A 12,104-nucleotide genomic window follows, 5' to 3' on the forward strand; every position below is an offset into this window, starting at 1 on the left:
TTATATTAATCGTTTTCTTCTAATGCTTCTTCCTCTCTTTTTCTCCTTTCCAGTCGCTTGGCAATCATAATACCCGTTTCATACAAAACCAAAATTGGCATTGCAATCAACAACTGGCTAATCACATCAGGAGGGGTAATAATAGCTGAAAGTACCAAAATCATTACCACTGCATGCCTTCTGTATGATTTCAACATCCCAGAAGTAACCAAGCCAGACATGGACAAGAAATAAATCACTACCGGCAACTGGAACATTACTGCCGAAGCCAGTACCAACATGATCAATGTAGAGATATAAGAGGTAATATCAAATTCATTGGCAATGGATGGATCCAGTCGATAATTGGAAAGGAAGTTGATAGACAATGGGGACAGGATATAGTACCCAAAAGCCGCTCCCAGAAAAAACAGCAAACTTACAAAGAAAACAGCTCCACGAGCAGCCTTTCTTTCCCTATCGTAAAGCCCGGGACTGATAAAACGCCATACTTCCCAAAACACATAAGGGAACGAAATGATCAATCCCACCACCAAACTGGAGGTCATGTGCATGGAAAACTGGCCAGTCATCTGACGGCTTTGCAAAATAAAAGGAAGCTCATCTATACAAAGTGCTGAGATCCCTAAGGCCTCTGACAATTTACATAGCATCCTATAAGTAAAGAAATCTACCTTAGAGGGTCCTAATATTATTTGCCCAAATACGATACTCTTGGAAAGGAAAGCCAGCACGGAGAATATCAGTACTGCAGCTATGGACCGGACCAAATGCCAACGCAATTGCTCCAAATGATCCAAAAACGACATTCCTTCTTCTTCCTCTTCTTCCCTGTATTGATCTAATGCCACTTAATTTTTACTTTTCTTAGTACAATGGAAACTGAACCATCCAATCATTCACCTCTTTCTTGATTTCAGCAAGTGTGGCTTCATCTTCATGGTTCATCAAAGCCTTATCGATAAGGTTAACAATTTTAACCATATCATCTTCTTTCAGGCCTCTGGTGGTGATGGCAGCCGTACCTACTCTCATTCCTGACGTTACAAAAGGAGAACGGGTATCGAATGGCACCATGTTTTTGTTAATGGTGATGTCTACCTTACCTAAAGTCTCTTCAGCAATTTTACCGGAAAGATCTTTGTTTCTCAGGTCGATCAACATCAAGTGGTTGTCTGTTCCACCTGAAATCAACTTATATCCTTTTTCCACGAAAGCATCAGCCATCACGGAAGCATTTTTCTTCACTTGAAGTACATACTCCATATATTCGTCAGAAAGCGCCTCTTGGAAAGCAATTGCTTTAGCAGCAATAATATGCTCCAATGGACCTCCTTGCATACCAGGGAATACTGCAGAATCCAATAACTGGGTCATTTTTCTCAATTCACCCTTAGGATTCTTCAACCCAAATGGATTATCAAAATCCTCACGCATCATGATCAAACCACCTCTGGTACCTCTAAGGGTCTTGTGAGTAGTAGTGGTCACAATATGGCAATGCTCCAATGGATCATTCAAAAGTCCTCTGGCGATCAAACCAGCTGGGTGAGAGATATCAGCCAATAATAAAGCCCCTACCTCATCTGCAATTTCTCTGAATCGGGCATAATCCCAATCACGGCTATAAGCAGAAGCACCACAAATGATCAACTTTGGCTGAACTTCTCTAGCTTTTTCAGCTACTTTGTCCATATCGATCACACCAGTCTCTTCTTCTACACCGTAGAAGTTAGGCTTATAGTTCTTACCGGAAAAGTTAACTGGAGAACCATGGGTAAGGTGACCACCATGAGAAAGATCAAAGCCTAGGATGCTGTCGCCTGGGTTCAAGCAAGCCAAAAATACTGCTGCATTGGCCTGAGCACCTGAGTGAGGCTGAACATTGGCCCAAGTAGCACCGAAAAGCTCCTTGGCACGGTCGATGGCAATCTGCTCAATATCATCCACTACTTCACAACCTCCGTAGTAACGCTTCTTAGGAAGTCCTTCAGCATATTTATTGGTCAATACACTACCGGCAGCTTCCATCACCTGCTTGCTGGTGAAGTTCTCTGAGGCGATCAATTCAATGCCTCTTTTCTGACGATCTTCTTCTTTTTGGATTAGGTCAAATATTACCTGGTCTCTTTTCATGAGTATGCGCTTATTTTTACAGTATTTTTCTGTCCAAAATAAATTGGGGGTTTCCCGTCATGCCCTATGGTTAAGCCGGAAATAACGGATATATTTTTGGCTGCCCAAAATTAGTTCGAAACAATGTATTATCCAATTGATTGAGAAATTGCTTGTGCATAAATTATTCATGCCAAAAAATTACTTTTCCCGAAATTTTGATTTTGCCTTTATTCAAGTCAATGCCTATTTATTTCTAAAAAGCCCAAAGATGAAGTAATTATGATTTTTGAGTCTAATAAATTACCCCTGGGATTTAGTATTCTTTGGGACCATCACAGGATTTTTTGCTTTAATTTCCTTTATAGTTTTCTCAGTATTAAAGGATTCTATCAATAGCGAATTGAAATAACAGCTCACATTGGAATAGAGGTCAATTTGAATAACCTTTGTGTTTATTTACCTTTGGAGGTATTAAATAATTGCTATGATTGATTTTGAATTTGCCCCCAAAAGTTATTTCGATGGCACCGGCCCTTCGGCCTTGCTGGCCAAACTCTCTTACCCTGAAAGCCAGTGGGGAGAAGAAATGAGCATTTATGCAGCTCCCTTGGACGGCAAAATTTATTATGAGGTGGTGGACTTTTACGGTAATGAGTTTGATCTCAGTCCTGAGAAATCAAAGAAGCCCTTGACCCTGCAGGAATTGATTTTCATGATAGAGACCCTAGAAGTAGTGGACAATAGTGTAAAAGGGGATATGAACCTTACACTTGCAGGAATCCCTGAAGCAAAAAGCAATGTCTATCCACAGCTTGAGGAGTATTTCACTCAGAAAAGGAAAAATTTCGGAATGCTTTGATTACAAATCCCAAATGGAATATGCACTATCTTGGTGGAGCTGGATGATATTCAGCCAATATTCATAGGTGTCAAAATCAATACAATCGGTAAGCTCAATCCCCTGAAAATTGATTTTCTTTACTGAATTCTTTGGTAGGAAGCTCCTAAGATCATTTTCTTGGTCTATGGACAATTGGGATAATTGAATAATCTGCTGGTCTCCGATCAGCATCGGTACTACTTTAGTCATCATCATGGTGTTTTTAATATTTCAAATAAAATACAGAGAAATAAAACATTGAATAATAACAGGTTATGTTTCTGTTAATAATTTATAAAACTGCTTTAATTTTTCATTTATGACCAATATCATTCTTGTCATCCTCTGCTTAATCATTGGCATACTATTACAGCAGCTTAAGGAATTGCCAAAAGACGCACCCAAAACCCTCAATACCTACCTGATCTATATCGTATTGCCTGCATTGGCATTATTGCATATTCCCGAAACCGAACTGTCCTTTCGTCTTTTGCTTCCGGTGCTGACCGCTTGGATCAGCTTTGGGGTATCTTGGTTGCTTTTTGGCAGTCTGGGAAAGAAGTTGGGTTGGAGCAAGGCCACCACTGGTTGTCTGATCATTGTACCTGGACTGGCCAATACCTCCTTTATTGGCTTTCCCATTATCGAGGCTTTATATGGTGGAGAAGGATTGAAAATCGCCCTAATGGTGGACCAGGCAGGTTCCTTTATCATTGTCAGCAGCATAGCCATCATAGTAGCTTCTATCTATGGACATGAAAAGAAGCGCAAAAGGGATGTCACCAAGAAAATCCTGACCTTCCCCCCTTTTATCTTTTTCTTGCTTGCCTTGGGCATGAATATTTTCCATTGGGAGTTCTCTGGAACCATGCATGAGATCCTCAAGGCCTTTGCTGCTACTTTGACCCCATTGGCCCTGATTTCAGTAGGTCTTCAGGTAAAAATCAATGCCGAAACACTTTCTCTAAAACCACTTTGGTATGGGCTAGGCTATAAATTATTACTAATCCCCTGCCTGATATTTTTTGTCTATCAATTATTATTACCTACCAACGGCATACTCTATAAGGTCAGCGTAATGGAAACCGCCATGGCCCCCATGATCACCGGCTCCATCATTGCCATCAACCATGATCTTAACCCCAAACTGGCTTCACTGCTGGTAGGAATCGGTATCCCACTTTCCTTTGGCAGTTTGGTGGGCTGGTATTATTTGGTGGGCTAGGGATTAAAGAATAATTCAGGGATAACCAAAACCACTTAGGACGCAAAGAGCTCAGGAGAGGAACTTAGATTAAAAGCAGCGAGGATTCTAATTATCTATCGAATCCCAATTACTGATAGGGAAAAAAGACTCTTGGATAATGAAAACAATTATCTTGATAGTTTAATTTATTAATTTCTACAACCACCCTCAATAAATAAATGTATTTAAGAATAAAACAAAAAAATTCAATAGAAAATGAACCAAAATAGCAGGAATGATTCCCTTTTTGTATCTAATAAACATAAAAAATAAAGCCCCGGGAAAAAAAGCTGTTATCGACATAATTAAACCATTCTCCATTGTTTCAGCATTGATTTCTTTTAAATGAGTTAATGAAAAAAGAATAGACGAAAAAAGAATAGAAATATAAAATAGCTTATTTGAAACAAAAATATTGTTTCTTCTAATTATCCTCTCCCTAAAAAATGCTCCAATTAATAAAGCGGAAAAAAACAAAATCCATAAAATCCATTGTACATAAAGCATGCAAAACAGTACTATTTGAATTACAACAAAAAGATAATGTTTTCTATAACCGCTCAAATAGCCTCTAAAAATTAATTCTTCCAATATAGGGGCAAAAAACAATGTACCAAGAATTCTCTCTATTGAACTATTTTTAAACGACACATCAAAGCCATTAACCCCGAAATACATGGCTATAGGATCAACAATAAAAAAACTATATAGTATAATAAGAAAGAAAAATAACAAAATCATTCTATTACTACTAAACCAATCATATATACAATTCATAGCAATCTTAAAATTTAAAAAAAATTTGGTCGAGGATTACCCCTCCTCGACCAATTAAATCCATTATGATGGACAACAACCTACTTCTGCATTCAATACCCCTCCATAAACAGAACCTAGGTTACCTGGCCCCCCATGTTTAAAATAGCCAACTGTAAAATTTGCTAGGTACCTTATTCCACATCCAACATCATATGCGAAACCACCTCCGTTTAATTCATACAATTCTTTTAATGTAAGATCTTTCATAACTTTTCTTTTTTCAAATTAAACATCATTTTACTTCTTCCTCCCCTTTCAAACCTGCTTTAAAATTATCCCAATCATTAATTATTGCGACAGCACCTCCTATTATTATTCCGGCTGCTACTTTAACTAAAAAACCAAATCCTCCATTTATGGACTTTAACTCTGATTGTTTCAATTCTCTCATATTTTCCATAACAGTTATATTAAAAATAAACCTGACCTTTCCCGGGCGCCTAGTTTCCCAATCTCAGATAGATAAATAGGCCCAGCTAGCATTGACCACCTATCACTGATCATACCCTTAAGATAAAGTTGTTCCGTCTAAAATTTTAGACGGAAAAAGAAAATCTGGCCTTTTTCCTCCTCCAATTTCTTTACAATCATCTGCCTTTATAACTCTAAAGGAATAATTAAAAGTCAATCGTTCACAATTAGTATAATAGAAAGTTGCTGTCCTTTTCGAATACTGAACATGTACTCCTATATCTTTCAGTTCCTCAAGCATTAAATATAATTTGGACCTGCTGATGCCAAGCCGATTTGCTAACTCCTCTGGAGGACCGGTACGCTGTTCACTGATCAATTTGTTTAAAAGCTGTATTCTTTCAATTCGTCTAAAAAGATTCATGGCAAAAATTGTTTAAATAATTTAAAAAACATGATCAGTCCATCCTAAGCTTTTCCGTTTGATATTAACATTTGCTTTTGGACCATATCATAATAAGCGGACTTATGACTTATTAGCTCTGAATGACTTCCTTCTTCAACTAAATTCCCCTTTTCCATAACATATATCCGATCAAAGTCACATACAGTAGATAGTCGGTGCGTAATAAAAATAATGGTCCTACCATCATTAGCTAATTGGCGGATAGTTTGCTGAACATAGCCCTCAGACACTGGATCCAATGAAGACGTCGCTTCATCCATAACCAATATTTCAGGCTCCCTGTACAAAGCTCTAGCGATAGCTATCCTCTGCCTTTGACCTCCGGAAATGGACGCTCCATTTTCTCCTAAATAGGTCTCAACACCGTTAGGTAATCCTTCAATAAAATCCATCATACCCAGTTGCTTACAGATATCCACAATTCGATGCATATCTGGCTGATAGTCCCCTAAGGCAATATTCTCAACCAAATTACCGCTAAACAAATCAATTTTTTGAGGGACTACCGATACGAATTTTCGCAAACTTTCATTCTTAATATAACGAATATTATATTCTCCAATATGAATAGTCCCTGATTGCACAGGGTAAAGGTTTTGTAGCAATGAGATTAAGGTGCTCTTACCTGAACCACTTTCCCCAACGACCCCCGATATTTTTCCTTTTTGAAAACTTAAATCCAGTCCAGAAAAGACATCTACTCTCGTTCCATACCTAAAACAAACATTTGAAAATACTATATCCCCCATATGTTCTCTACTGAAACTAAAACTTTGCTCAGAAGTCTCCACTTCCAAATCCATGATTTCAAAAAGCCGATCAGCTGCTATCAATGCATTTTGTATTGTTTTATTCATTCCTATTAAGGAAGAGACTGGGCCAGTCAAATAACCTGTCAACGCATAAAATGACATTAATTCTCCAGGAGTGATTTCATTTTTCAATACATATCCAGCCCCAACCCAAAGAAGAACGATGATAAAAACTTTAGTAATACCTTCAGAAGATGTGCTTGCAAACAAGCCGTTCATGGTCGACTGATACACTGACCCTAGAAGGTTAATAAATCGCGTTTCTGTTTTAATATTTGCGTGTGTTTCAGCTCCAAATCGCTTAATTGTACCTATTGCAGTAATGGACTCCACTAACTGAGATTCTAATTCAGCAACATTTTCCATTTGCCTTCGCTCCATTTTCTTATTGAGCCTATTGGTAATCCAATATACCCCAAAATAGATAGGCACGGACATTAACATCACTACAGCCAATTTCCAATAAAATGTAAACATCAGGCCAAATGAGAAAATCACTACAAAAACATTAACAATCAAATTAATGGAGACATCATTAATAAAAGTTCTTATTTTGAAAGCATCACTAATGCGAGAAATAATCTCACCAACACGCATAGTATCAAAAAAACGCTGGGGTAGGGTCAACAAATGTTGATAATATCCCAATATAAGCCTAGCATCAATTTTTTGGCCTATTTTGACAATGAAAACAGATTTCATTACCCCAATAAACACTTGGAACCCTAACAATACCAGCATGATAACTGATAGGAGATTTAATAGATTTGCATTCTTTCCAACAAAGACATGATCGACTATTTTCTGGATATAAATTGAAGTAGAAAGACCTAAAAGAGTATAAACCAATGCGCCAAAAAAAACTTGGATCATTACTGACTGATGTGGCCTAATCAAAAACCAAAATCTCCTGATAACACTTTTTGTCTCATTTATTTGCTTAAACTCCCTATTCTGCATTAACAAAACCAAGACTCCAGTCCACATCTGCTTGAACTCTGCATGGGAAAGTCTTTTCATTCCACCATGTGCAGGATCCATGATTTCTATCCACTTATCCGATATTTTATATATCACCACATAATGATGAATAGCCCTGTTTATTACTACATGAGCTATACTAGGCTTAGGGACATCGTAAATAGCATCAAAATCAGCACGAACACCCTTGGCTGAAAAACCCATATTTTTCGCAGCTTCTATCAATCCCAAGATATTAGTTCCCTTACGATCTGTAGAAGCCAACTGCCGGATTTTAGAAACAGGAATATTCACTCTGTAAAAAGCTCCAATGGAAGCAAGACAAGCCGCCCCACAATCTGTAACATCTCGTTGCTTAATATTGATTCTCATAAAAAAATTGATTTGGATTCAGGATCTTTAATTCAACTTTGGATTCAACCAATCATCAGCCTTATCATACAAAAGATCAAAAAGTGATCTTTTTGCTAAAATAAACCTCCCATTAAAGGTCATTCCTGTTTTCAAATGACCAATATGGCCATTATCTAAAATCAATGATTTTTGGTCCAATTCACATACCACTAGAAAACCCGAAGTATTATTAGGCAAAACACTTATATCCTGTCCTATTTCCTTCACCCTTCCCGATATAAGTCCCCACTGATTATAATCATAAGTATCGACTTGAAAGTGCACTATTTGCCCAGATTTTATATGCCCTATATTTGACGGGGAAATATATGTATATGCCAACAATTCCCCTTTGGGAGAAATCTCTGCTAGTTTTTGATTTGAAAAAACATAATCTCCCAACATAATATTACTCGTAGCAGTTAACACCCCTGAATCACCAGCCCTTATTTGAAACTTCTTCTTTTTTTCCGAAAGCAAATCAAGCTCATTTAAAAGCTTTAATTTCTCCTCTTCCAATCTAAACCTTTCCTGGTTCCAAATAGCCTTTTGCTTTTTCAATTGTAAATTGATTTCCTTCTTTGATTGTTCGTATTTGAGCTTTGCTTCATCATACTCAGTAAAAGCAATCACATTTGTATTGTAGAGATAGGAAGCTCTTTTATAATCTCTAGTCTGTTTTAGTAAGCGTGACTCTAGACTTTCCAAGGTTGCTTCATATTCTAAAAATTTAGCTTGGTACAAATTAGATCTAATAGATAAAAAGCTGTTACCGTCCCTTATTAAGAGTCCGAGATCATGTAAATAGTCATTTATTTTGTCAATACGCTCAGATAAACCTTGTGACTCAATTTCAACAGATTTTGATTTAATAATTGCTAAAACTTCACCAGCGTCTACTTCCATATTTTCAGCTAAACCAATCCATTCTACTTCACCAGAAACAGGAGACACTAAAGTATTTCTGCTCACACTAGTTTGAAAAGTCCCTTTTGACTGAATTGAAACGTCTACATATAGAAAGGGCAATGCACAAAATGCTATTATCATGAGACCTAATATAGCTATGTAAACAGACTTTGAACGGACTGTAATTTTAGATTGATAAACTTCGGTGGTTTGATGAACCACCGCCGATGGGAAAATGGCATTCATCACAAAAAATATTTGTTGCCATTATAAATAAATGGCAAGATGGTAAAACAATAATGTTAAAACTATAGTAAGACTATACCCGAATCACCCTATATAAGATGTATAAAATTGATATGCCCAAAAATCACTTTAAGGAATAAAGTACCGGCACTAACAAGCTTTTTCTCAAACTTAATATTAAAATTTAATATAGTTATTCCAATTTTCAAAACACCCAGTAACAATTTCAACCCACCCATTACGCTGAAAACATTAACTTTAGCGATACTATAACTACTTACTGATATCCAAAACCCAAATTTTGTAAGCAAAAAAAATCTCCAAAAAACTCTGCATCATCAATGCTATCAACCATAATCCCTAGCTGGACTTATGGTTGATAGGTCATAGTCTCTTGCTTTTCTTTCACTCCCCATTAGGTTGGCATTATTTTGAGGGGTAGCAATGGAAGATTAATTCAGTAGTAGATGCAAAAAGTTAACCAAAGTGGGTTCAAAGAGGGCACAGTCTTGAACATGAGAATTTTGGAATCCCAAACTCCAACAGCCAAAAGAAAATAGGCTTTGGAGAAGTTTTGCTGTTCATAGAAATCATTTTTAGCAACTGCCTGTTTACTCCAAATGGCTCAATAGGTTAATCGTTGCACCGTTGGGGTCTTTTACAAAGAACCTCCTTACTCCCCAAGTTTCATTTGTAATTGGATATATAACCTCAACACCTTGTTGCTTCGCCTTTTCATACCAATGATCAATACCCGAAACCTCAATGGACAAGAATATCGCCGAATTATCTAAGGGGCTATTTGCTTCGTTTTTGAAAATTGAAATTTGTGCCGTTTTATTTTCCTTAGATACAAAAGTCAAAATCCAACCCATATCCATAGCGAGCTCCATTCCTAAAAAGTCAATATAGAATTCCTTGCTCTTATCTACATCGTTCGAATAAATGTTCGGTACAATTCTCCGCATAATTAATGTATTCTTCCTTAATGAATCCTAAGTTCAGGCATTTACATTCGCTTATCAACATTTGATAACAACTCACTATCAAACTTAGCCAATCCCCACTAAACAAAAAACACCCCTATATTGAGGTGTTTTTTTATCACCTAATCATTTATGAACCAATAGGCTTCTGCCATCTTGAAGGACTTGATGGCCTGAGAGGTATAGAGGTAAACTTTTTGATAATCTGATATAAAATTTAGTGAACATGGTATAACCTAATTCAAAAGTCACCTCATTTGAATCCATTAGGATTTTAGCGCATTCCTACAAGCCCACTTTCTTTTCCTCCAAGGCGCAGAAAACGTGCTGCATTATTATAGAAGATATCTTCTTTCTGTGCTTCCGTTAAAAAAGGAGCCTGTTCAATCGACTCTACTGCGCTGCTGATCTTCTCTGGCCAAACCATTTGATCCGATCCAAACATCAGCCGCTTTCCTAGCCCTGCGGTGATCAGCGTTTCCAGATAATCATAAAAGGAGGAACGGGGGATCACCCATGTGATAGTGGAAACATCGGCATATAGCTGAGGATACTGGTACATCATCGCAATCATTTCGTCGCGATAAGGGAAGCCTGCATTTTCCACATAAATCCGAAGTTTAGGGTGTGCTTTCAAGACATCCTCCAACAACACGGGATTACCCATAGCCGATCGGAAGTTGGGCGTATGGGGGCCTATTCCCAAGGTGTGGATAAGCACGGGAATGTCTAACTCTTCCGCCAGCTGAAAATACGGTTCCAGGGAAGGATCATTAGGCGGTATCCCACTGAGTTGGGTTCCTATTTCTCCCATACCCTTAAACTGTCCGGAAGTATAGGCTTGTCTCAACTTTTCCAATTCAGCATATTCGGGTTGCAGAATAAAAGGGGATAAAATAAAGCGATCCGTAGCTGTCTCGCCCCACTCCTGGACCAATGACCAGTCCACTCCGCTTAGAAAAGCCTTACTAATATGGTGACGATCCATAGCCGCAATGGTTTTCTCCAGCAGTTCCGCAGGATCTACAGTGGCCATTACATCTCCTTCACATGGCTCTGGGCGACAAATAGAAGGCATTCCAGGAGGAACTTCAAATGGAAGGCCTGTGTGCATATGCATGTCGATAATCTGACCTGTATACTCATAAGCTTCAGGCACATGTTCTACGACATTACTTTGATCGGTTTTTGGGTTACAACTAAGCAAAATACCTGTCAGAGAACCCAATATTACTATTTTGAATCTCATGATTTAGTGAGTTAGTTGGAGAGAACCACCCTTTACTATGTTAATTAAAATCATCAAAAATCACATTTCCAAACTCATCAGGCTATTCTCAAGATAATTTTAGATTGGAAGTGACCTTTATCATAAGTTACAAAGGTTTCTACACTTTCTCCACTATTCTTTCTGCTTCCGCAATAGAGAAAATCCTCCCACCACCCTTTCATTTAACAATAACCGAATTGTTTTGACTTAATTTTAGCCCAACTATAATGCCTATCCCAAATTTTGATAAGTAGAATATTAACCAACAGAAACGGTATATAAGGGTACAGGAAGGATCTATTATCCTACAGCAAGGCCATTCCAGGGCACAGCAAACTCTCACAAAAACCATTGAGACATTCTGTGTGCCCTCATTGTCCTCAGTGCCTAAAAAATCAGAAGGTGATAAAAAACAAAAAGCCCCTTTCACGGTGTTTGTGAAAGGGGCCTGATAGGTGAGGGCGGCGACCTACTCTCCCGGGTGTAACCCCAGTACCATCGGCGCGACAGGGCTTAACTTCTCTGTTCGGGATGGGAAGAGGTGGATCCCCTGCGCCGTACCGCCCA

General features: G+C 38.0%; 13 protein-coding genes and 1 rRNA gene. 2 read left to right on the forward strand and 12 right to left on the reverse strand.

All coding sequences use genetic code 11. From position 1 onward, the window contains the following. Positions 1 to 5 precede the first annotated feature (5 nt). Both tatC and KMW37_RS14760 read right to left on the reverse strand, forming a co-directional pair. A complete protein-coding gene (gene tatC, locus KMW37_RS14755) occupies positions 6 to 851 on the reverse strand; it encodes a twin-arginine translocase subunit TatC (protein ID WP_215225408.1) in 846 nt (281 codons plus the stop codon). Positions 852 to 867: 16 nt separating this feature from the next. Next, positions 868 to 2,136 (reverse strand): serine hydroxymethyltransferase, encoded by a 1,269-nt coding sequence (locus KMW37_RS14760; RefSeq protein ID WP_215225409.1) that lies wholly within the window; start codon positions 2,134 to 2,136, stop codon positions 868 to 870. Positions 2,137 to 2,602: 466 nt separating this feature from the next. On the opposite strand from KMW37_RS14760, the gene KMW37_RS14765 reads away from it, so the two are divergent. Then, positions 2,603 to 2,977: a UDP-glucuronosyltransferase gene (locus KMW37_RS14765; RefSeq protein ID WP_215225410.1), complete on the forward strand. Its 375-nt coding sequence runs from the start codon at positions 2,603 to 2,605 to the stop codon at positions 2,975 to 2,977. Here KMW37_RS14765 and KMW37_RS14770 read toward each other — a convergent pair whose 3' ends face one another. Continuing rightward, positions 2,978 to 3,214: a hypothetical protein gene (locus KMW37_RS14770; RefSeq protein WP_317195578.1), complete on the reverse strand. Its 237-nt coding sequence runs from the start codon at positions 3,212 to 3,214 to the stop codon at positions 2,978 to 2,980. A gap of 103 nt (positions 3,215 to 3,317) precedes the next feature. On the opposite strand from KMW37_RS14770, the gene KMW37_RS14775 reads away from it, so the two are divergent. Next, a complete protein-coding gene (locus KMW37_RS14775) occupies positions 3,318 to 4,223 on the forward strand; it encodes an AEC family transporter (RefSeq protein WP_215225411.1) in 906 nt (301 codons plus the stop codon). A gap of 189 nt (positions 4,224 to 4,412) precedes the next feature. Here the strand turns inward: KMW37_RS14775 and KMW37_RS14780 are convergent, their stop codons facing one another. From KMW37_RS14780 to rrf, 9 genes are all read right to left on the reverse strand, one after another. Continuing rightward, positions 4,413 to 5,021, reverse strand: a complete 609-nt coding sequence (locus KMW37_RS14780) for a CPBP family glutamic-type intramembrane protease (RefSeq protein ID WP_215225412.1) — start codon at positions 5,019 to 5,021, stop codon at positions 4,413 to 4,415. 63 nt (positions 5,022 to 5,084) lie between these two features. Further along, entirely contained in the window at positions 5,085 to 5,270 is a 186-nt protein-coding gene (locus KMW37_RS14785; protein WP_215225413.1) for a hypothetical protein, read from the reverse strand. Between the two features lie 25 nt (positions 5,271 to 5,295). Continuing rightward, a complete protein-coding gene (locus KMW37_RS14790) occupies positions 5,296 to 5,463 on the reverse strand; it encodes a class IIb bacteriocin, lactobin A/cerein 7B family (RefSeq protein ID WP_215225414.1) in 168 nt (55 codons plus the stop codon). Positions 5,464 to 5,571: 108 nt separating this feature from the next. Continuing rightward, entirely contained in the window at positions 5,572 to 5,898 is a 327-nt protein-coding gene (locus tag KMW37_RS14795; RefSeq protein WP_215225415.1) for a DNA-binding protein, read from the reverse strand. 44 nt (positions 5,899 to 5,942) lie between these two features. After that, positions 5,943 to 8,105: a peptidase domain-containing ABC transporter gene (locus KMW37_RS14800; RefSeq protein ID WP_215225416.1), complete on the reverse strand. Its 2,163-nt coding sequence runs from the start codon at positions 8,103 to 8,105 to the stop codon at positions 5,943 to 5,945. 27 nt (positions 8,106 to 8,132) lie between these two features. Further along, positions 8,133 to 9,281 (reverse strand): HlyD family secretion protein, encoded by a 1,149-nt coding sequence (locus KMW37_RS14805; RefSeq protein WP_215225417.1) that lies wholly within the window; start codon positions 9,279 to 9,281, stop codon positions 8,133 to 8,135. Between the two features lie 611 nt (positions 9,282 to 9,892). After that, positions 9,893 to 10,249 carry a VOC family protein gene (locus tag KMW37_RS14810; protein WP_215225418.1) on the reverse strand — a complete coding sequence of 119 codons (357 nt, stop codon included), beginning with the start codon at positions 10,247 to 10,249 and terminating at the stop codon, positions 9,893 to 9,895. A 292-nt stretch (positions 10,250 to 10,541) separates the two neighbouring features. Continuing rightward, positions 10,542 to 11,516, reverse strand: a complete 975-nt coding sequence (locus KMW37_RS14815) for an amidohydrolase family protein (RefSeq protein WP_215225419.1) — start codon at positions 11,514 to 11,516, stop codon at positions 10,542 to 10,544. A 480-nt stretch (positions 11,517 to 11,996) separates the two neighbouring features. After that, positions 11,997 to 12,102 (reverse strand): 5S ribosomal RNA (gene rrf / locus KMW37_RS14820). Between the last annotated feature and the right edge of the window lie 2 nt (positions 12,103 to 12,104).

Origin of the sequence: Echinicola shivajiensis, from assembly GCF_018642165.1 — a bacterium.
GTDB classification, from domain to species: Bacteria; Bacteroidota; Bacteroidia; order Cytophagales; family Cyclobacteriaceae; genus Echinicola; species Echinicola shivajiensis.